Below are 19,687 nucleotides of genomic sequence, written 5' to 3'. Positions count from 1 at the left end.
CGGCGCTCATGCTGTCGTGTGGTCCATGTGCAACGTGGCTAGATGAAATTATTTAGGACCTATAGGAAAGGGCGAGAAACGCGCAATGACCTCCCCGAATAACTACCTCGCCGTTATCAAAGTCGTCGGTGTCGGCGGCGGTGGCGTCAATGCTGTCAACCGCATGATCGAGGAGGGGCTGAAGGGTGTCGAATTTATCGCAGTCAACACCGACTCACAGGCCCTGATGTTCTCCGACGCCGATGTCAAGCTCGACATCGGACGTGAGGCAACTCGTGGGCTGGGAGCTGGCGCTAACCCTGAGGTTGGCCGCACTTCCGCGGAAGACCACAAGGACGAGATTGAAGAGACCCTCAAGGGCGCCGACATGGTCTTCGTCACCGCAGGTGAGGGCGGCGGAACTGGTACCGGTGCGGCTCCGGTTGTGGCGAGCATCGCCAAGAAGTCCGGTGCCCTGACTGTCGGCGTGGTAACCAAGCCGTTCGACTTCGAGGGTAAGCGCCGCGCACGTCAGGCCGCGGAGGGTATTGAAACCCTCAAGGAGGTCTGTGACACCCTTATCACCATTCCGAACCAGCGTCTGCTGCAGATTGGTGAGCAGGATCTGTCCATGATGGACGCGTTCCGCTTTGCCGACGAGATTCTCTACAACGGTGTCCAGGGTATTACCGACCTGATTACCATCCCGGGCATGATCAACGTCGACTTCGCCGACGTTCGCTCGGTTATGGCTGAGGCTGGCTCCGCTCTGATGGGTGTCGGCTCCGCGCGGGGCGATGACCGCGTGATGAACGCCGCTACTCAGGCCATTAACTCCCCGCTGCTGGAGTCCACCATGGATGGTGCACAGGGTGTGCTTATTTCTGTCGCCGGTGGCTCCGACCTTGGTCTGATGGAGGTCAATGCCGCCGCGTCCATCGTGGAGGAAAAGGCTGACCCGGATGCCAACATCATCTTCGGTACCATCATCGACGACAACCTCGGTGACGAAGTTCGCGTCACCGTGATCGCTACCGGTTTTGAGCAGGGTAACGGCAACCCGCTGGACAAGCCAGCTGCAGGTGCGGCTGCGCAGGATACCGAGGCCCGTCCCGCCGCTGAGCAGGCGCCACGACAGGGCAGCGCGCTGCCAGGCGGCGACAACCTCGGCACTCCGGCTCCACGTGAGGAGGAAGAGCGTCCGGTTGCACAGCCGCGCGAGCGCGAGGACCGCGACCGCTTCGTCCCGCGCACGAACCCGAATAGCGGTGGCCTGTTCACCGATAACCCGACACCGCGTACGCAGGAAAATCGCAACTACCGTGGCGCTCACCGTTACGATGACCGCGATGACCGCGACGACCGCCGTGGTGGCTACCAGGCCTCCAACGACCTGCCGGAGTGGGGCTTCTAAGAACTCATGACTGAATCCCGCCGCAGCCGAAAGATTCTGACGAATCGGCGCGGCGGGTTTTCGCTGCCACCATATGATTCCTTCAATCTTGGGGATCATGTCGGCGATGACCCGTCCGCAGTCGAACGCAATCGTCAGCGCTTGGCCGATTCTCTGGGAATCGACCGCACCCGCTTTGTTTACATGGAGCAACTGCACACCAACACGGTCACTGTCATCGACGAACCGCAATCCGAGCCCGTCCCGGCCACAGACGCCATCGTCACGACCACGCCGGATCTCGCGCTGGTAGTTCTCGTCGCCGATTGCGTTCCTGTCTTGCTTTCCGACGATTACGCGGGTGTTGCCGCTGCGGTACACGCGGGGCGAACCGGTGCTCGCAACGGAATCGTGCGTAAATCTGTGGAGAAGATGATTGAACTCGGCGCCACGCCCGAGAACATTCACGCGCTTCTCGGTGCGGCCGCTTCTGGTTACAACTACGAGGTGCCAGAGTCGATGGCCGATGACGTCGATAAGCACTTGCCCGGAGCGAAGACTCGAACGAAGCAGGGGACTGCCGGTGTCGACGTGCGGGCTGGCCTGATGCGCCAGCTCTATGATCTCGGTGTGCGGCATGTCAATGTCGAGCCCAGCTGTACGATTGACAATGAACAGTATTTTTCCTACCGGCGGGACGGGAAAACCGGCCGTCAGGCGGGCATCGTGGTTCTGTCTGAACGGGACTAAATTTCAAAGTTGTAATTTTGGCTCGTGGAATTTGCGCGTGTCTATGCGATATCGCTGACCCAACCGGTAGGTTGTGGGGTAGCACAGACTCAAATTCGCACACTAAGAAGGACGTAGCAGAAGATGGCTGATTTCTTCCGTGGGGTTTCAAATTTCTTCGGTCTCACCCCGACCGATGACGCGGCTTATGACGAGCACTATGACGACCTTGATCGCCGTGATGAGGAGCGTTTTGACGACCCCTACGCTGGTGGACGTCGTCCAGAGCGCCACCGCTACGAGCTGCGCGAAGAGGATCCACGTGAGGCCCCGAGTATGGGCTCCCGCGAGGTGGACGATTACCGCTACGGCAACCTGCATTCCGTTGCAGAGACCAAGGAGCCGGAGCAGGTCTTCATCAAGCCGGAAAGCGGCTTCCAGGACAAGTACTCCAAGGCGCCGGACATCGGTTCGCACTTCCGCGACGGTGACATCGTTACCTTCGACCTCAGCGAGTTGGACCCGTCTGAGGCTAAGCGCTACGTCGACTTCGTTGCTGGACTGGTTTTCGGTCTGCGCGGTCGAATCAAGGCCGACGGCTCCGTGTTCACCCTGTACCCGCACGGCTACGACGTTAACGAAGGTCAGTTTGATCGGATGTCAGGCTAATCAGCCGGCTCGCGTGGCTCGTTAGTGTTTCGTATCCCGATTAATTAGCTAGACTGTTTATTCGTGTCTTCACTACTGCTAGTTCTGCTTATCCTGCTGAAGCTTTTCACCTATCTGCTGTTGGCTCGCATCGTGATTGAAATGATTCAGTCATTTTCTCGCTCCTGGCGGCCAGGCAGAGTGTTCTCGTCGGTTGGTGAAGTTATTTTTGTCATCACCGACCCGCCGGTGAAGCTGTTGCGCCGACTCATCCCGCCTATGCCAATGGGCAACGTGATGGTGGACATGTCTGTGCTTGTCCTGTTCTTCATCCTTATGATTCTGCGAATGGTGCTGCAGGTGGCTCTCGGCGCAGTGGCGTAAATACCGCTAACTGTTCGCTTGGGGTTCGCAATGTGGATTTCAGTGGAGCTGTGTTGTTTTAACTGTCCCATATGTGATGTTCTCGGGCATTGAATTGCTACCGGGGGTGTTAATCGGGGGCAATTATGGGAACCCGTTGGGGAATGTAATCCGCAACGGGTTTTTGTTGTGTCTGGGGTAAAGTTCTGTGACTAAAGGTGCAGGGTAATGGCGAGGTTTAACGTTTTACTAGAACTTTGCCACTGGTTAGAACGTGGGAGATAGAGTCCTGCCCAATATAAATGGGGTGAGGACTGTGACTAGAGCAGGTAGGATTGGCCGGGTAAACAGTACTACTGGAAATAATTCTCTTAAGATTTCTTAAGAACTGTCCGCTCAAAGTGTTAGGGGAACTCACCATGCCGTTGACTCCGGCTGATGTGCATAATGTGGCTTTCAGCAAGCCTCCGATTGGCAAGCGTGGTTACAACGAGGATGAGGTCGATCAGTTCCTCGACCTCGTGGAGGACGCACTGGGTGAGCTCCAGGATGAAAACGCTGAGCTGCGCCAGCGCGTAGAGGACCTTGAAGGTCAGTTGGAACAGGGCGGTGCAGACTACGCCGCTTCCGGTGCTGCTGCCGCCGCTCCGGCTGTCGATGAGGGCAAGCTGCGCAACGAAATTGAGCAGGAGCTGCGCGCTGAGTACAACGAACGCCTGAACGCACAGCAGCAGGAGATTGAGGCTCACTACCAGGAGCGCCTGGATGCTCTTGAGAAGCGTGCGTCTGAGGCAGAGGCTGCTGCACAGCAGGCTTCCTCCGCGGACGCTGAGCAGCCGCAGCCACAGGCAGATGTCGCAAGCACCAACACTGAGTCGCAGGAAGTTAGCCTCCGCGCTGCTCGTATCCTGCAGGCTGCTCAGGACACCGCGGATCGCGTCACCTCTGATGCTGACGCTGAGGCCAACAAGCTGGTCACCGAAGCTCGTGAGAACGCTGACCGCACCGTGGCAGAGGCCAACGAAGAGGCTGAGCGCACTCTCACAAACGCTCGCAACGAAGCCAACGCAACTCTGGCTGACGCCAAGGAGCGCAGCGAGCAGATGCTGGCTGATGCCCGCAACGAGTCTGAGTCGACCCTCACTGACGCTCGCCAGCGCAGCGATCAGATGATTAGCGACGCAGACGCTCGCTCCAACGCCACCATCACTGCGGCACAGCAGAAGGCAACCGCGCTGCAGGAGGACGCAGAGCGCAAGCACCACGAGATTATGACCACCGTCAAGGAGCAGCAGACCGCTCTGGAGGGGCGTATCGAAGAGCTGCACATCTTCGAGCGCGAGTACCGTACCCGCCTGAAGACCTTCCTGGAGTCCCAGCTGGACGACCTGAACTCTCGCGAGTCGGCTGCCCCGGCCGACGGCTACAACAACTAATCACGTAGCCAGCACGTACAAAGCCACTGCGCTTGACCGCCCTAAGAAGGGGAAGGTCGAGCGCGGTGGTTTTTGTTGTCTTCGCCTGTGAAACTCTCGTTCTCAGTTCTGGTCGGAGTTGTAGCAGTTCTTTGAGACACTGGTATACTGACTGCAACATACGCAATGAGTCGGCGATCACCGGGGAGCGTTTCGGAAGAACGGTTCAGCAGAAATAGTTGGGCCCAGTAGAACCGAACGGTTTGGCACCGTTACAAAGCCTTATTAAATAAGCGGGCTATCGCGTGAAACAGCATGGTTCTTGTTCGCAGGAACCGTCGTAAAGCGTGATGCCAAGCGGGGTGGTACCGCGCGAGACTCCTTTTCAGCGTCGCACGTAAAGCGCTGAGGGTAAGGCACGCGTCCCCGTGGTGAGTATTGATGATGTTCGACCACGGAAGTGACGTAAAACGGTGACTAATCCGAACGATGTAAACGCCTCTACTGAGGCCACTCCGGCAGGTGGCGCGTATCCGCGTACCGCTGACTTTGGCAAGTACACCTCGAGCCCGAAGTTCCCGGAGCTGGAAGAAAAGGTCCTGGAGTACTGGGGTAAGGACAACACTTTCCAGGCATCTATTGACCAGCGTGATGGTGCTGATGAATACGTCTTTTATGATGGCCCGCCGTTCGCCAATGGTCTGCCGCACTACGGTCACTTGCTGACCGGTTACGTCAAGGACATCGTTCCGCGTTACAAGACCATGCGTGGCTACCAGGTTGGTCGTGTCTTTGGCTGGGACTGCCACGGTCTGCCGGCTGAGCTGGAGGCGGAGAAGCAGCTCGGTATTAAGGACAAGGGCCAGATTGAGGAAATGGGTCTGGCGAACTTCAACAAGTACTGCGGTGAGTCAGTACTGCGGTACGCAGGCGAGTGGAAGGAATACGTCACTCGTCAAGCGCGTTGGGTTGATTTCGACGGCGGTTACAAGACCATGGACATGGGCTACATGGAGTCCGTAATCTGGGCCTTCAAGGAGCTGTATAACAAGGGCCTGGTCTACCAGGGCTTCCGTGTGTTGCCGTACTCTTGGGCAGAGCACACTCCGCTGTCCAACCAGGAGACCCGCCTGGATGACTCTTACAAGATGCGCCAGGACCCGACCCTGACAGTCACTTTCCCGTTCACCGGCGCCAAGTCCGGCTCCGCCGCGGAGAAGACCCTGGCGGACACCCCGGTGCTCGCTGACACCTCGGCTATTGCCTGGACCACCACGCCATGGACGCTTCCGTCCAACCTCGGCCTGGCCGTTAACCCGAAGGTCACCTACGCCGTAGTTAAAGTCGGCGAGGATTCCTCCGTACCGGAGTTTGCAGGTAAGACCTTCCTGCTGGCAGAGGCGCTGATTGGTGCCTATGCCAAGGAATTGGGCGAGGAACACGAGGTCGTAGCCACCTTCGCCGGCGCTGACCTGGAAGGCCTGACCTACCAGCCAATCTTCGACCACTTCGCTGAGCACCCGAACGCTTTCCAGATTATGGTCGCTGACTACGTCACCACCGAGGACGGCACCGGTGTCGTCCACCAGGCCCCGGCCTTCGGTGAAGACGATATGAACACCTGTAATGAGTACGGCATTGACGTCATCATTCCGGTGGACATGGACGGCAAGTTCACCTCCCAGGTGCCGGAGTACCAGGGCAAGCTGGTCTTCGATGCCAACAAGGACATCATCCGTGACCTGAAGGCTGCTGGCCGCGTCGTCCAGCACCGCACCATCGAGCACTCCTACCCGCACTCCTGGCGTTCGGGCGAGCCGCTGATTTACATGGCGCTGCCAAGCTGGTTTGTGTCCGTTACCAAGATTCGCGAGCGCATGGTGGAGCTCAACCACAACGAGATCGAATGGATGCCGGAGCACGTTCGCGACGGTCAGTTCGGCAAGTGGCTCGAGGGCGCACGCGACTGGAACATCTCCCGTACCCGCTACTGGGGTTCGCCGATTCCGGTGTGGGTCTCCGATAACGACGAGTACCTGCGTGTCGACGTCTACGGATCCCTCGACGAGCTGGAGGCGGACTTCGGCGTTCGCCCGACCACGCTGCACCGCCCGGAAATCGACGAGCTCGTTCGTCCGAACCCGGACGACCCGACCGGCAAGTCCATGATGCGTCGCGTCCCGGATGTTCTGGATGTCTGGTTCGACTCCGGTTCTATGCCGTTTGCGCAGTTCCACTACCCGTTCGAGAACAAGGAGTGGTTCGAGTCCCACGCACCGGCCGACTTCATTGTGGAGTACATCGGCCAGTCCCGCGGCTGGTTCTACCTGCTTCACGTCCTGTCGGTGGCACTGTTTGACCGCCCGGCGTTCAAGAAGGTCGTCGCCCACGGCATCGTGCTGGGCGATGACGGCAACAAGATGAGTAAGTCCAAGCGCAACTACCCGGACGTCAACGAGGTCTTCGACCGCGATGGTTCCGATGCCATGCGCTGGTTCCTCATGTCCAGCCCGATTCTGCGTGGCGGCAACCTGATTGTTACCGAGCAGGGCATTCGTGAGGGCGTGCGCCAGGCACTGCTGCCGATGTGGAACGCGTACTCGTTCCTGCAGCTCTACGCTTCCAAGCCGGCCGAGTGGTCAGTGGACTCCGACAACATTCTGGACAAGTACATCCTGGCCAAGCTCGCAGCGACTGTCCGTGCGGTCACCGAGCACCTGGACAACACCGACATTGCTGCCGCTACCGACGAGGTCCGTCAGTTCTGTGACGCACTGACCAACTGGTACGTGCGTCGCTCCCGCGATCGCTTCTGGGCCGGCGATGTCAAGCACCCGGAGGCCTTCAACACTCTGTACACGGTGCTGGAGGTTCTCACCCGCGTGGCAGCTCCGCTGCTGCCGATGGCCACCGAGGTCATCTGGCGCTCGCTCACTGGTGGCCGTTCGGTGCACCTGGAGGATTGGCCGGACGTCGATAAGCTGCCGACCGATGACGAGCTCGTGGAGTCCATGGACATCGTCCGCAATGTCTGCTCGGCAACGTCGCGTATCCGTAAGGCCAACCAGCTGCGCAACCGTCTGCCGCTGAAGAAGCTGACGATGGCATTCCCGGATGCTGAGCGTCTGCGTGAGTACACCGACATCGTTTCCTCTGAGGTCAACGTCGACGAGGTGGAGTTCACCTCTGACGTAGATTCGGTGGGTCGCTTCGAGGTCTCCGTCAATGCTCGCGTTGCCGGTCCGCGCCTGGGCAAGGATGTCCAGAAGGTCATCAAGGCTGTGAAGTCCGGCAACTATGAGGTTGTCGACGGCGTGGTTGTTGCCGATGGCATTCCGCTGCAGGAGGGCGAGTACACCCGCAACCTGGTCGCGATCTCGCCGGACTCTACCGCTGAGGTAGACGGCGTCAATGGTCTGGTCGTGCTTGACACCGAGCTCGACGAGGACCTGGAGTCCCGTGGCTGGGCCGCTGACCGTATCCGCGGTCTCCAGGATGCCCGCAAGAACGCTGGCCTCGAGGTCACCGACCGCATTTCGGTGAAGCTGCAGGTGCCGGCCGAGCGCGAGGAGTGGGCCAATCGCCACGCTGACCTGATTGCCCGCGAGGTTCTCGCAACCGCTTTCGAGGTCGTCGCTGGCGGGGAATCGCTGAGCTACGACGTGGCAGACGGCTGCTCGGCGGATATTGCCAAGCAGTAGGGGAGAGTAATCTCTATGCCGACATCCGGGCGGTGGGTTCTGCACATCGACATGGACGCGTTTTTCGCGTCCGTCGAGCAGCTCACCCGTCCGACTCTGCGCGGGCGCCCAGTTCTCGTCGGCGGACTGGGCGGACGAGGCGTCGTCGCTGGCGCCTCCTATGAAGCCCGCGCATACGGCGCCCACTCAGCCATGCCGATGGCTCGCGCGCGCCGACTCATGCCGCCGACCGCAGTGACGGTCAGTGCGCGCAAGGGCATCTACGGGCCGGTGTCGCGCCGAGTGTTCTCTGTGATTCGCGAGCGCGTGCCCGTGGTGGAGCAGCTCAGCGTCGACGAGGCCTTCATGGAACCCGAAGAGCTGCAAGGCGCCTCGAAGGAGCAGGTCATAGCCTGGGCGGAGCAACTGCGGGCAGATATTCGGCGGGAGACCGGTTTGGCCTCGTCGATAGGCGCGGGTGCGGGCAAGCAGTACGCGAAAATTGCGTCCGGCCTGGCGAAACCCGACGGCGTGTATGTGCTGGACCCCGCACGTAATCACGAACTGTTGCACCCGTTGCCGGTGGAGAAGCTCTGGGGCATTGGCCCTGTCACCGCTGCGAAGCTGCACACGATGGGCGTGGAGACAATCGGAGATTTCGCCGCCATGTCCCAGCGTGATGTCGAGGTTTCGCTGACGTCCAAGACCGGTGTGATGCTGTGGCAGCTGGCGCAGGGGAGAGACAATCGGCCGGTCAAGGAGCGCGATGTCGCCAAGTCTGTATCGGCGGAGTACACCTATCCCGAGGATTTGGAGTCGCAGGCCCAGCTCCACACCGCCATCGATCGCGCAGGTGAGTCCGCTTTTCGACGGCTCGAAAAAGATGGCCGAGGTGCGCGCACCATCACTTGCAAGGTGCGTCTGTCCGACCTGAGCATTCATACCCGTTCTGAGACGCTCGCCTATGCCACACAGGATTTCGACACCCTCATGGCTGTCGCTCACCGCATCGCGTTCACTCCCGCGGAGGTCGGTCCGGTGCGCCTGGTCGGCGTTGGTTTCTCCGGGCTGGATTCGCACATGCAAGAAGTTTTGTTTCCCGAGCTCGACCGCACTATCACCGTCGAAGATCGAGTGCCGGCACCAACGCTTTCCGACGCTCCCGCCGGCCTGGTCGAACTATCTGGAACCGGCGCGCTGCCGACCTTGAGGCTTTCCGACTCCAAGTGGGCACCTACATCGGATGTGCACCACAGTGAGCATGGTCATGGTTGGGTGCAGGGATCTGGGCACGGGATTGTGACCGTCCGCTTTGAAAGCCGCACCAGCGGCCCAGGGCGCATGATCACTCTGAAGGAGGACGACCCGGAACTGCGTCCGTGCTCAGCGGTGTGCAGTTTGGACTGGCCAGAGTGGCTGGCTTCCGACGAAGAAGCAGCTCTTGACCTGCCGCAGCCTGAGCGTGAAAGCGAAGACGAGGTTGGCCCCGACGCGGATGCTTGATGTAGCTACTTGATACGATTGTCCGGCACGGTTGACCGATGCGGTTGCCTGCCCCCCCCGGTGTCGTTCGGGGCACCCTGTTTTTACGCTGCCCGTAGACTGGGGCACTATGACTATCGAATCCCGCATTGCAGAGCTCGAGGCAGTTCGCCGCGCCTCGCTGCGCAACACCAATCGAGATCCGAATCCGTCGACCACTCTTCCAGATGACGGCCTGGACAACCGCCAGCGCATGCTGAATGGTCAGTGGTATATCGCTGACCATCCGGAATCACAGGCTCTGAACGTGCGAATTGGCCAGGTCACAGCTGAATTTGAGGTCGCATTTCACAAGGACCAGCAGGCGGCGCAGCAAGTGCTGGCACCGGCACTGGGGTCTTTCGGAGAGAACAGCACCGTTCGCCCGCCGGTCTACCTGGACTACGGCGACAATATCCACATAGGTGACAACGTTTTCATTAACTTTGGGCTCACCGCACTCGACGTGGTGAAGGTGACAATCTGTGACTATGCGCAGCTCGGACCCAACGTGCAGCTGCTTCCACCAGTACACCCACTGGGAGCTGAGGCCCGCGCAGCTTACCTGGAGTCTGGAGATGAAATCATCATCGGTCGCAATGCCTGGATTGGTGGCGGCGCCATCATCCTGGGCGGTGTGCACGTCGGCGACAATTCCGTGGTCGCCGCAGGTGCCGTGGTGACTAAGGACGTTCCCGAGGGCGTAGTCGTGGCAGGCAACCCGGCGAAAATCATCCGCATCATCGAGGGGTGATTTAGAACAGCGTCTGCGGATGCACATTCGCGGCCAGCGCAGCGGCGAGAATGATGCGCGCCTGCGGTGCATGCACGCAACCAGCGTTAATCACACCGTGTCGCGCCAGCGTCGCACCGCCACCGGCACCGCCGTAGGCTGCGTGGACATCACCACGCGGGACGCGCGTTGCCATCACGACGGTCACATCAGCGGCAATGGCTCGGTCAATGGCAGCGGCAAACTCATCGGAGACATTGCCAGCCCCCAGGCCTTCTACGACAATGCCGCGTGCACCGGCAGCGACTGCCGAATCCAGCAGTGATCCATCTGCACCCAAGTATGCAGGGATAATCTCTACCTTCGAGTCCGCTAAAGCCGTCAAAGGCAGCGGATCTGGACGAACCGGCTCCTCCGGGGCATTAGTGGCAAAAGCCAAAGGATCGGTCGTGTGCCACTTTGTCGCACCTCGCACCGGCAAGACCGCGTGGCCAAAGACAATGAGAACGCCAATTCCCTGTGCAGAGGCATCGGAGGCAATGGTCACGGCCTCAAAAAGGTTGCCAGGACCGTCGGTTTCCGGGTGATCATAGGGAAGCTGTGCCCCAGTAAAGACAACTGGACGCGAGTCAGCATGGAAAACATCGGCAGCCATGGCCGTTTCTTCCATCGTGTCCGTGCCATGAGTTACGACGACACCGTCCACGGAGTCGTCGTCAAGCACTTCGTGAATAGTGGCGAGAATACGATCGACATCGTTGAGTGTGAGACTCGACGAGTCCAACATGCCGAGCTCACGCACCTCTAGCTCCAACATGCCCTCGGGGTAACGCTGCGCGACCGCTGCGACGAGCTCCGCGCCCGAGATGGTCGGAGTCAGCGCACCATTGCGATCAGTGGTGCAGGCGATGGTGCCGCCGGTGGTGATGACAACGATTCGGCGAGGGGAGGCCGTGCTAGCAGAGGCCGAGCTAGATGGGGAGTGATCCTGAGTCGACATGTCCACCATCTTACCCAGGCGATGTTTTGGCCTTGTGTAGGATTATAGGAGGCGTGAAGCCAGCGAATCTTCACGCAGATTCTATTGGAGTAGTGCACATATGAAAGTCCCCTGCAACCAGCGCGTTAGCGGCATTCGCTGGCGCACAGCGCGTGGTGTGACAGTAGCGACGATGGTCTCCGTCAGCGCGCTTGGGCTCGCTGCCTGCGGCGGTGGCAATACTGCAGCGCCGACGAGCGAGTCGAAGCCATCCAGTTCGGCGGAACCCGTCATCATGCTGCCGACGCGCGCGGAGCTTAACGACGTTCTCGCACGCCTGATTGACCCCGATCTGCCTATCGAGGAAAAGGCTCTGACGATCGAGGACGGCGATGCCGCCGGAGATTTCTTCGACATTGTCACCCACAGTGCCAATGAGCAGGAAATCAGCTTTGATGTCATTGACCCGGTCACGCCGGGATTCACTACTAAGCAGGCCGTAGCCGGTGTCAATATCCTCCGTCCGGAGGAAGATCCGATGCTCGTGGAGCAGGTGGACTTTATCCACCGGGATGGCCGTTGGATGCTGAGCAAGGAATGGGCCTGCAACCTGGCATCGACACTTGATCCGGAGCACAAGCCTGGGTTCTGCCTCGCGCCGGGCAAGACTCCTCCGCCGCCTCCGCCGCCGGAGGAAGAAGCGCCTGTTGAGGAAGCGCCGGCCCCGGCTGAGGAAGTGCCGGCCCCGGTTGAGGAACCTGCACCGGCTCCGCCTCCTGAACCACCGGCTGAGGAGGTCCCGCCGCCGCCTCCCGCGCCTGAACCACCGGCTGAAGAGGCTCCGCCACCGCCGCCACCACCGCCGCCGCCGGCTCCGGCCGAGGACGCGCCGCCTCCGCCACCACCAGCGGCTTAGGTGCCGTCGGACCAGGTGTTACGGCCTAGTCCGGTCGGGTGCACTGGCTACACAATAGAAAGTGACCTAGTTCATGGCAGTTCCGCCCATATTTTGGGCAGAAAAGTGCTATAAACTAGGTCAGTTTCTTATCTTCTAACCTTGCGAGGACCCCAGATGTTCTTCGCGATCTACTTCTTCGACCCGCTGTCGTCCTTAAACTCCAGCCCGCGATGGGTCTGCTGAGTGATGCGCACATCGGAGTTGCCATCGCCGTAGGTCACGGCGGTCACAAAGTCGATGTTGCCCTTCACCGGTAGGGGCTTGGTCAGGTCGATGGTCACGCGGTCGGCCAGCATGTCAGTCGTGGCCTCGACAACCTTCAATGCACCCTCGCCGCCGGTGTCCAGTTCAGTAACGGTAGGCACCTGCTTGACATCGACTTTCAAATTAACAATGTCGCCCGCACGGCTCAGCAAGGTATAGGTCACCTTCTGCGTCATCTTGGTCTGACCTTCGACCTCGCTTTCCACCGTCCAGGTTGCATCGGTTCCGATGTCCTCGGTGGGGAAGATAATCGGTACGGAATGCAATTGCTGCAGAGCCATCTCCACACCAGCGCGAGCGGTATCGGTCGCCTTCTCCGGCGCCCCCAACCTAAGTTCCTTGACCTCGCCTGTGACCGTTGTCGACCAGTCAGAGATGAAACCCTGTGCGGTGGCGATATCCGCGTTCAGCTCATCGTTGGAGCCGTGGGGTTCACCCACCTCTGAGGTAATCACGCGAGTATCGTTATCGCTGGTAACAGTACTGGTCAGGGGGATTTCCAGGCGGGTGTCAGGGAAAGTCTGGTCGCTGTCGGCGTTACCGCCGCGCTGTGCGAAGCCCTGTGTGACCGCCACGGTCGACTCCTGCTCAGCGCCGTCGTCCTTCCAACGCACGCTCGCCAGCTCACCGCTACCAGCACTGGTCAATTCGATCTTGGGGCTAGCGATATCCACGGGCTGCGTTTCCACCGCGCTTTTCGACGAGCACGCGGCCAGGGATACCACAGTGGTAGCGGCAACAACTGCGGTGCCGAGCCTCGCCAGCAGGCCACGCTTGGTGTGACCAGCTCGGTCGCTGAGGCCAGGTCGACGGAACCACGAGGAGGTCGTGTCTCCTGTACGTCGTAAAGCGGAAGGGGCCGGAACAAACTGAGATTGGAAACGTCGAGTCACACCGGTTAGCGTACCGGTTTCGTGGTGGATAGGAACCACCCGGGCGGTGTCAGTTGGCTGAATATGGGTTTGTTAGGTCATTATGGGACAGTGACTAAGAAGGAAACGAGGACATATTTCCCGCGGCGGGGGATTCTCGCGGCGGTCATTGTGTCAGTTGCGATTGTCGACCAGCTGACCAAGATCATCGCTTTGAACACTCTCGATGGCCGTCCTGCGGTGCAGGTGATCGGCGATCTCTTCGAGTTGCGGCTCGTTTTTAACCCCGGTGCGGCCTTCTCCTTTGGTACGAACGCCACCTGGGTTTTTACCACGTTGCAGCTGGTTTACATCCTGGCTGTGATGTATTTTTCGAATTGGCTGCGCAGTCCGGTATCGGCGACTGCTGCAGGGCTCATCGCCGGTGGTGCGCTGGGCAACCTCATTGACAGGGTGTTTCGGGAACCTGGCTTTTATGTCGGCCATGTCGTCGATTTCCTGTCGGTGAAGGGTTTTGCTGTATTTAATATCGCGGACTCCGCGATTACTGTGGGCGTTATTATCCTCGTTATCTGGATGATTTTTTCCAAGGAGCCGGATCTCTTCGCTGATCAGATTGCAGCAGAGAAGAAATCTGCTCAGAAGCATCAGAAGCAGTCGGCGGAGGGAGGACAGCAGTGAGCGGCAATGCAGTCAATGGCGATGCAGCACTCGGGGGAGCACAACAACCAGACCGAGAAACTCGGCAGATGCCCGTCCCACCGGGCTTGGCCGGTATGCGAGTAGATGCCGGTGTGGCTAAGTTGCTGGGGCTCTCGCGTACAGCGGTGGCTGACCTGGCAGCAGCTGGGGACATCACGGTCGATGGCGTGAGTGTTGGTAAGTCTGACCGCCTGGAAGAAAATGCTTTCCTCTCCGTGCTGTTGCCGCCGGTGGAGAAGCCATTGGTTCCCAAGGAGGAACTCGTCGAGGGCATGGATGTGCTCTACCACGACTCCGATTTGGTGGCTGTGCACAAGCCTGTTGGCGTGGCTGCGCATCCGTCGGTCGGTTGGGAAGGACCAACGGTTATCGGTGGGCTGGCGGCTGCTGGTTTTCGTATTTCCACCTCCGGTCCTCCGGAGCGAAAAGGCATCGTTCACCGCCTGGACGTTGGTACCTCTGGCGTGATGGTTGTTGCCTGCTCCGAGCGGGGCTACTCCGTGCTCAAGCGGGCGTTCAAAAACCGCGAGGTGTCGAAGACCTACCACGCCCTGGTACAAGGGCATCCGGATCCGCTGTCGGGGACAATTGATGCACCGATTGGCCGTCACCCTTCCGCGGGCTGGCGCTTTGCAGTCCGGCAGGATGGCAAGCACGCGGTGACACATTACGAAACGCTTGAGGCCTTCGCCCCAGCAACGCTGTTGAAGGTGAACCTGGAGACTGGACGCACGCATCAGATTCGCGTGCACTTCTCTGCGCTGAATCATCCGTGTTGTGGCGATCCCATGTACGGTTCGGATCCAGCATTGGCCAAGCGGCTAGGGCTCAACCGCCAGTGGCTTCACGCCGTCTCGCTTGGCTTCCACCATCCGGCAGATGGTCGCTGGATGGAAATCGAATGTCCATACCCAGATGATTTGAACCACGCATTGGAAGTTTTGAGGCAGGGCGCATGACGCAGACTTCATCGGGATCTAAGAATCCACAGCGCCGTGAACCTCGTGCGAAAAGCACTGGTGACGGCAGTATTTCGCCAGCTGTGGCACTAATCTCAGGTTTCTGCGTTGTTGTTTTGGTGATTATCTTGGCGGTCGCTTCGACATCTGATCGCGTGAGCAAGCCGCAGAATATCAACGGCGATGCGCTCGGCCCGGAGCCATGGGAAGCGGTCGAGGAGTACGTAGAGCGTGCCGACGAGTCCCTTGAGCAGATGAAGAAGGAGGACTACCGGCTAAAGCATGGCCAACCAGTCGTGGAGGACCCGAGGTTTTGGGCGATGGTGACTTTTGACCGGCTGCTCGACGCGCAAGAAGCGGCACAGGTATATGAAAAAGAGCCCTCGCTGCGAGTATCGACTGCGATTATCGGTGGCGTGAGTACACGGCATTTGGCGCAGCCGAGTAAAACGGTGAGTGAAGAAAAGCTGCTGCAAGATCAGCTGGAGTTAGCGGCTGCCTACGCAGACGTCGCGATTGACGACGAACGGCTCGGCTTCAACGGCTTACTGGTCTATGGTGACGCTGAGGCATTGATGGATGTTAAGAAAATGCCGGATGTTAAAGCAGTTGAGGCCCTACCGTCAGATGCGGCGCGTGGTCGTTTTGGTATTCGACCGGTACTGAGTTCTGGTTTCACGGATAAAGAGCCGCTTTTTGCCCCGGGGCTGAGCCAGAACTAAGAGGCCAGAGCCAAGCCAGCCTCAACGAGAACGAAAAGGAGTAAGTCAACAGTGATTCAGGCATTCGGTGCGTACCTTTTGTGGGCGCTGTTTCCGCTCTACTTTCCGCTGCTGGAGCCAGCGGGAGCCGTGGAGATTTTGGCGCACCGATTCGTCTGGACCCTTGTCTTTATGGTTATCGCCCTCAGCTTCATGCGCGCATGGCCAGAGCTGAAGGCCGCTAGTGCCAAGACATGGGGCACCATTTTTATTGCGGCACTGTTGATCTCGGTTAACTGGGGTGTGTACGTCTACCTTGTCAACAATGGGCAAGTGGCGGAGGCCGCCCTGGGGTACTTCATCAACCCACTGGTCAGCGTATTGTTGGCGATGATTTTCTTCCGCGAGAGCATCTCGCGGTTGCAGCTCGGCAGCGTGATCCTGGCCACCATTGCGGTCATTGTTCTCACTATCGGTGTGGGACACCCGCCGTTGGGTGCGCTGGCGCTGGCGTTCAGTTTCGGTTTTTACGGCTTGATGAAGAAGCGGGTATCGCTTTCCTCCGCAGCTTCGCTGACTGCCGAGTCCGCTGTAATCACACCGATCGCGCTGGCCTACATCCTCTGGTTGAGCTCCAACGGGCAGAGCACCTTTACCTCCGAAGGAACCGGCCACACGCTGCTTATGATGAGCGCCGGTGTTGCTACCGCCATCCCGCTGCTGCTCTTCGGCGAAGGTGCCAAGCGCCTGCCACTGGCCACCTTGGGCCTGATGCAGTACATCACGCCGGTTCTCCAGATTACTTTGGCTGTTACCGTGCTCGGTGAGGAGCTCGAACCGGAGCGCTGGATTGGCTTCTTCATCATCTGGGGTGCCGTCGCGCTGTTCATCTGCGACCTCATCCTGAAGATGCGCCGTCAGCGTCGGGTACGCCGGGAACTCCGCAAGGCTGGCATTGAACCGGCCACGGTTCCCGACGATGCCGCCGACGAGACGGATGGGGCGGTTGCCCGGGACGTCGTAAAGCCTGGAGATAACTAGCAGAAAAGGTCACGTAGGTGCTCGTTGAGGAAGATTCCCTGCGGGTCGACCTTTTCGCGTAGCGCCTGGACCTCGCCAAACAGCGGGTAGCGCTGCGAAAAATCCTCCGCGCGGAGCGTGTGCAATTTGCCCCAGTGAGGGCGCCCCTCGTGAGCCTTGAAGATCGGCTCAATGAGGTTGAAGTACTCCCGGTAATTTTCCTTCCAGTAGCGGTGGATAGCGATGTAGGCGCTGTCGCGACCGTACGCCGTGGACAGAGCGACATCATCGGCCTTGGCGGAGCGTACCTCGATGGGGAAGGAGATCTTCATTCTCTTGCGGGCAATTGCGTCGCGAATCTCCCCGAGGACATCGGAAGCGGCTTCGAGCGGGACGGAGTACTCCATCTCGGAAAAACGCACTCGGCGCGGCGAGACAAAGACCTTGTGCGCCTCATTGGAGTAGCGACGCTCTGGCACGGTGTTGGTGGCAATGCGGTTGATCGTATTCGTCGTGGCGGGAATGGCCTTGGCAATTTCGCAGCACGCCAAAAGTCCCATGTTGTTGACGACTTCGTCATTGAGATAAGTGCGCGCGCTGCCCAGGCGTTGCTTTAGGCTGTTGCGGCTCGGGCGGCGGTGGCGCTGCGGTTCGATGCGAGTATTGTGTTTGACCAGCGTCTCGCGCTGTCCCGGGAACCAGAAAAACTCCAGGTGGTCAGCTTCTTTGCAACGCTCAGGGAAACTCTTGCGCAGGGAATCAAACTCTTCGCGGTGCTCGTCGGCATGCAAATCAAACGCCGGTACGACGGACATCGTGATCTCCGTGAGCACGCCAAAGACACCCAGTCCCAGTCGTCCGAGGCGGTAGAGTTCGCCGTCGATTCCCTCTGCGCCGGGGTAGCAGTGCCTGACGACGCCATCCGCGGTGACAATCTTGAATCCCTTCACGGTGCCCGCGAAGCCAGTGAATCCAAGGCCGGTGCCGTGCGTACCGGTGGAGATTGCGCCGGCCAGCGACTGTGGATCGACGTCGCCCTGGTTGGGAAGCGCCCATCCGAGCGGGCGCAGAATACCTGGAGTGTCGCGCAGGCGAGTGCCGGCACGCAGAGTGGCGGTTTGGTTGGCCGCGTCCAGTTCGACCAGGCCAGCGCAGCGGTCGAGTTGAATGCGATGCCCATCGGTGGTGGCCACGGACGTAAAGGAATGACCGGCTCCCAGCGGACGCACCGTAGTGCCCTCGGTCTTCGCTGCCTTAATTACCGAGATGACGCCCTCGTCATCGTGCGGCTGATGCATATAGGACGGGGTGCACGACTGAGTGTGAGCCCAATTGTTCCACCGCGAGTTGGCAGCAGCTTTCGCCTGCGCGCGCCTACGTACACGTGGTACGCGGGATTCAACCGTAGAGACGGTGAAGCGGGCGTTGTTGTGTGAATTGCTCATGTGAAGATCAATCCCTTTCCTCGGTACGTGGGCCAGTGGGCGATGATGTCGCCGCCACGAACGGCGATGACTTCTTGTGTGTGCTCGGCTATTTCGCCGGCTTTGGCGTGTCGGAACCACACGGGGTCCCCCAGCGAAATTGCATTGGCAGCCTTGCCTAACAGCGGAGTCTGCACCTCACCGGGGCCTTCCTCCGCCGCGTAGCGCAGACCAGTGGGGTACCAGGGGGTTGGCAGACGGTCAGCTCCCGCCGGACCAGAGGCAATCCTCCCACCGCCGGACACCGTGACCACGCCCTTCTTCGGACGCCGCGTCGTCGGCAACACAAACCAGGACGCCGGGCGTAGATTGAACGCGCGATAGTTATCGAACAGGGTTGGTGCCAGGAATCCTGACCCCGCCGCTGCCTCGGTTACTGCAGCTTCGGCGCAGGTTGACTCCAGCGATCCCGTGCCACCGCCATTGACAAACTCCAGCGGCCCCGCCACCTTTTCGACGGCAGCGACGACCTTGGCACGACGCTTCGCCAGCTCCTTCCTGGACACGGCTTGCATGAGGCGAATCGCCCGCGCACGCGGAGAGTTTCCGGCATCGCCCACTCCGGCGATGTGCCCCTCGTACATCATGATTCCCGCTAGCTGCAGTTCTGGCTGGGTAACAATCCGCCTGGCAAACGCCGCTGCCTGCTTCGGTGAGAACAGGTTGGAGCGCAGCGTGCCAATGTGCACGCCGGGCAGGGGGCGAAACGACGTGTCGACGTCCATGCACACTCGAATCGGTGCATTCTCGCTTGCCGACGACGCCAGCGCCTGAAGATGCTCGGGACGGTCAACCATGACGCAGATGGCAGCGCGCGCTGCATCATCGTCGGCAAGCGCTGAGATAGCGCGGGCGTCAAGCGTTGGATACGCGACGACGATGTCGTCGCTGATGCCTTCTCGGAATAGATACAGTGCTTCTGCCAGCGAATATGCGAGCACGCCCTGGAAACCGGGGAAGGCCAGGACGTGTGAGATGAGCTGCGGAATGCGGATGGACTTCGAGGCCACGCGAATAGGCGTACCGTTTGCACGGCGGAGCATGTCGCGGGCATTGGATTCGACTGCCTCGAGGTCGACGACGACTGCGGGAAGGGAAGTGCAGTTAAGCAGCGTGTCGGTAGCTAGTGGCGGGCGGGCTGTCTGGGACGTCTGTACCGGCAGCGCCTCGGGAAGGTGAGACGTCGATGTCGGAGCCGGGCGGGATGTGCCCGAGGACTCCGGGGCAGAAGCTCGAGAAAGTTTCATGCCCTAAAACGTAATCATTGTCCACTGTCACTGTCTTTGG

At 59.8% G+C, this 19,687-nt stretch carries 17 protein-coding genes; 13 read left to right on the top strand and 4 right to left on the bottom strand.

Annotated elements, in window-relative coordinates; translation table 11 throughout:
- The first annotated feature begins 85 nt into the window (after window positions 1–85).
- The 8 genes from ftsZ (at window position 86) to ADA16_RS02655 (ending at window position 10,482) form a co-directional block, all read left to right on the top strand.
- Window positions 86–1,393, top strand: coding sequence for a cell division protein FtsZ (gene ftsZ, locus ADA16_RS02690; protein WP_048758939.1), 1,308 nt, complete (start codon window positions 86–88; stop codon window positions 1,391–1,393).
- Between the two features lie 6 nt (window positions 1,394–1,399).
- The gene (gene pgeF, locus ADA16_RS02685; RefSeq protein ID WP_048758937.1) at window positions 1,400–2,122 is read left to right on the top strand and encodes a peptidoglycan editing factor PgeF; all 723 of its coding nucleotides are present in this window, start codon (window positions 1,400–1,402) and stop codon (window positions 2,120–2,122) included.
- Window positions 2,123–2,245: 123 nt separating this feature from the next.
- The gene (gene sepF, locus ADA16_RS02680) at window positions 2,246–2,770 is read left to right on the top strand and encodes a cell division protein SepF (protein ID WP_048758936.1); all 525 of its coding nucleotides are present in this window, start codon (window positions 2,246–2,248) and stop codon (window positions 2,768–2,770) included.
- Window positions 2,771–2,833: 63 nt separating this feature from the next.
- Complete coding sequence (locus ADA16_RS02675) at window positions 2,834–3,133, top strand: YggT family protein (protein WP_048758934.1); 300 nt, start codon at window positions 2,834–2,836, stop codon at window positions 3,131–3,133.
- Window positions 3,134–3,531: 398 nt separating this feature from the next.
- On the top strand, window positions 3,532–4,548 hold the full coding sequence (locus tag ADA16_RS02670) for a DivIVA domain-containing protein (RefSeq protein ID WP_048758933.1): 1,017 nt from the start codon (window positions 3,532–3,534) through the stop codon (window positions 4,546–4,548).
- Between the two features lie 452 nt (window positions 4,549–5,000).
- Window positions 5,001–8,228: an isoleucine--tRNA ligase gene (gene ileS, locus ADA16_RS02665; RefSeq protein WP_048758931.1), complete on the top strand. Its 3,228-nt coding sequence runs from the start codon at window positions 5,001–5,003 to the stop codon at window positions 8,226–8,228.
- 15 nt (window positions 8,229–8,243) lie between these two features.
- Entirely contained in the window at window positions 8,244–9,710 is a 1,467-nt protein-coding gene (locus ADA16_RS02660; protein ID WP_048758929.1) for a DNA polymerase IV, read from the top strand.
- 109 nt (window positions 9,711–9,819) lie between these two features.
- A complete protein-coding gene (locus ADA16_RS02655; RefSeq protein WP_082150635.1) occupies window positions 9,820–10,482 on the top strand; it encodes a DapH/DapD/GlmU-related protein in 663 nt (220 codons plus the stop codon).
- Between the two features lies 1 nt (window position 10,483).
- On the opposite strand, the gene ADA16_RS02650 is transcribed toward ADA16_RS02655, so the two are convergent.
- A complete protein-coding gene (locus ADA16_RS02650) occupies window positions 10,484–11,470 on the bottom strand; it encodes an asparaginase (protein ID WP_048758927.1) in 987 nt (328 codons plus the stop codon).
- A gap of 91 nt (window positions 11,471–11,561) precedes the next feature.
- On the opposite strand from ADA16_RS02650, the gene ADA16_RS02645 reads away from it, so the two are divergent.
- Window positions 11,562–12,356 carry a hypothetical protein gene (locus tag ADA16_RS02645; RefSeq protein WP_048758925.1) on the top strand — a complete coding sequence of 265 codons (795 nt, stop codon included), beginning with the start codon at window positions 11,562–11,564 and terminating at the stop codon, window positions 12,354–12,356.
- Between the two features lie 170 nt (window positions 12,357–12,526).
- Here the strand turns inward: ADA16_RS02645 and ADA16_RS02640 are convergent, their stop codons facing one another.
- Window positions 12,527–13,555 (bottom strand): hypothetical protein, encoded by a 1,029-nt coding sequence (locus tag ADA16_RS02640; RefSeq protein WP_239659314.1) that lies wholly within the window; start codon window positions 13,553–13,555, stop codon window positions 12,527–12,529.
- Window positions 13,556–13,645: 90 nt separating this feature from the next.
- Between ADA16_RS02640 and lspA the strand changes: the two genes are divergently transcribed.
- From lspA to rarD, 4 genes are all read left to right on the top strand, one after another.
- A complete protein-coding gene (gene lspA / locus ADA16_RS02635) occupies window positions 13,646–14,215 on the top strand; it encodes a signal peptidase II (RefSeq protein ID WP_048758921.1) in 570 nt (189 codons plus the stop codon).
- A gap of 68 nt (window positions 14,216–14,283) precedes the next feature.
- Window positions 14,284–15,195, top strand: a complete 912-nt coding sequence (locus tag ADA16_RS02630) for an RluA family pseudouridine synthase (protein ID WP_040361184.1) — start codon at window positions 14,284–14,286, stop codon at window positions 15,193–15,195.
- On the top strand, window positions 15,192–15,917 hold the full coding sequence (locus ADA16_RS02625) for a hypothetical protein (RefSeq protein ID WP_048758920.1): 726 nt from the start codon (window positions 15,192–15,194) through the stop codon (window positions 15,915–15,917). The genes ADA16_RS02630 and ADA16_RS02625 overlap by 4 nt, the downstream gene beginning before the upstream one ends.
- Window positions 15,918–15,968: 51 nt before the next feature.
- The gene (gene rarD / locus ADA16_RS02620) at window positions 15,969–16,937 is read left to right on the top strand and encodes an EamA family transporter RarD (RefSeq protein WP_048758918.1); all 969 of its coding nucleotides are present in this window, start codon (window positions 15,969–15,971) and stop codon (window positions 16,935–16,937) included.
- Here the strand turns inward: rarD and ADA16_RS02615 are convergent.
- Both ADA16_RS02615 and ADA16_RS02610 read right to left on the bottom strand, forming a co-directional pair.
- The gene (locus ADA16_RS02615; RefSeq protein ID WP_048758916.1) at window positions 16,934–18,361 is read right to left on the bottom strand and encodes a D-arabinono-1,4-lactone oxidase; all 1,428 of its coding nucleotides are present in this window, start codon (window positions 18,359–18,361) and stop codon (window positions 16,934–16,936) included. The two genes, rarD and ADA16_RS02615, sit on opposite strands and share 4 nt — an antisense overlap.
- Complete coding sequence (locus ADA16_RS02610; RefSeq protein WP_048758914.1) at window positions 18,358–19,647, bottom strand: alanine racemase; 1,290 nt, start codon at window positions 19,645–19,647, stop codon at window positions 18,358–18,360. The genes ADA16_RS02615 and ADA16_RS02610 overlap by 4 nt, the downstream gene beginning before the upstream one ends.
- Between the last annotated feature and the right edge of the window lie 40 nt (window positions 19,648–19,687).

This window comes from Corynebacterium vitaeruminis, from assembly GCF_001054325.1.
Taxonomy (GTDB): domain Bacteria; phylum Actinomycetota; class Actinomycetes; order Mycobacteriales; family Mycobacteriaceae; genus Corynebacterium; species Corynebacterium vitaeruminis_A.
This window is presented reverse-complemented; position numbering and strand designations above follow the sequence as displayed.

Excerpts from the sequence above, each read along its gene's own strand:
- ftsZ (WP_048758939.1), top strand. The coding sequence starts at position 86 with ATGACCTCCCCGAATAACTACCTCGCCGTTATCAAAGTCGTCGGTGTC.
- pgeF (WP_048758937.1), top strand. The coding sequence starts at position 1,400 with ATGACTGAATCCCGCCGCAGCCGAAAGATTCTGACGAATCGGCGCGGC.
- sepF (WP_048758936.1), top strand. The coding sequence starts at position 2,246 with ATGGCTGATTTCTTCCGTGGGGTTTCAAATTTCTTCGGTCTCACCCCG.
- ADA16_RS02670 (WP_048758933.1), top strand. The coding sequence starts at position 3,532 with ATGCCGTTGACTCCGGCTGATGTGCATAATGTGGCTTTCAGCAAGCCT.
- ADA16_RS02660 (WP_048758929.1), top strand. The coding sequence starts at position 8,244 with ATGCCGACATCCGGGCGGTGGGTTCTGCACATCGACATGGACGCGTTT.
- ADA16_RS02655 (WP_082150635.1), top strand. The coding sequence starts at position 9,820 with ATGACTATCGAATCCCGCATTGCAGAGCTCGAGGCAGTTCGCCGCGCC.
- ADA16_RS02650 (WP_048758927.1), bottom strand. The coding sequence starts at position 11,470 with ATGGTGGACATGTCGACTCAGGATCACTCCCCATCTAGCTCGGCCTCT.
- ADA16_RS02645 (WP_048758925.1), top strand. The coding sequence starts at position 11,562 with ATGAAAGTCCCCTGCAACCAGCGCGTTAGCGGCATTCGCTGGCGCACA.
- ADA16_RS02630 (WP_040361184.1), top strand. The coding sequence starts at position 14,284 with ATGCCCGTCCCACCGGGCTTGGCCGGTATGCGAGTAGATGCCGGTGTG.
- ADA16_RS02625 (WP_048758920.1), top strand. The coding sequence starts at position 15,192 with ATGACGCAGACTTCATCGGGATCTAAGAATCCACAGCGCCGTGAACCT.
- ADA16_RS02615 (WP_048758916.1), bottom strand. The coding sequence starts at position 18,361 with ATGAGCAATTCACACAACAACGCCCGCTTCACCGTCTCTACGGTTGAA.
- ADA16_RS02610 (WP_048758914.1), bottom strand. The coding sequence starts at position 19,647 with ATGAAACTTTCTCGAGCTTCTGCCCCGGAGTCCTCGGGCACATCCCGC.